This is a genomic window from Haloferax sp. Atlit-4N (assembly GCF_003383025.1).
GTDB classification, from domain to species: Archaea; Halobacteriota; Halobacteria; order Halobacteriales; family Haloferacaceae; genus Haloferax; species Haloferax gibbonsii.
The window spans coordinates 1-461 of the sequence record NZ_PSYY01000087.1 but is presented as its reverse complement, the minus strand read 5'-3'; the positions used below and the strand labels follow the sequence as shown (position 1 = coordinate 461).

The following is a 461-nucleotide window of genomic DNA, read 5'->3' as shown; positions in this document are numbered from 1 at the left end:
GTAAGTGTGAAAACGCTTGAATTAGTAGAAGAATTACCTGGTTTTAAGATAATTCATTATTAAATCATGGATGTATATTAATAACTTTTTAAATGTTTTTCTAGAGTCAGTAGGGGTGTAAGCAATGGAAACTTATAAAATCAAAATGCCATATTATATCAATCAAAATTCATATTATATAAATGAATTAAATCAAAGTATGCATAGAGCTTTAGAGAAAGTAAAAGAAAACGATAGAATCATATTAGACTTCACAAATACTGAGTGGTTTAATGCTGAATTGACAGTACTATTGTCTGACTATATCGAAACGTTTCATGAAAAGAATATTCATGTTGAAGTTTCAGGATTAAAAAAAGCAATTGAGATAATCTTAAGGAAAAATCATTTTTTTACTTATTATCAAGTTTTTGAATCTTTACCAGATAAATATAACACGACTATCAGTTTTACAATCCATA

General features: G+C 26.0%; 1 protein-coding gene. It reads left to right on the top strand.

What is annotated here, in order from left to right; all coding sequences use genetic code 11:
- Window positions 1-124: 124 nt before the first annotated feature.
- A partial coding sequence (locus C5C07_RS21250; RefSeq protein ID WP_147302092.1) for a hypothetical protein occupies window positions 125-461 on the top strand: 337 nt, incomplete at its 3' end.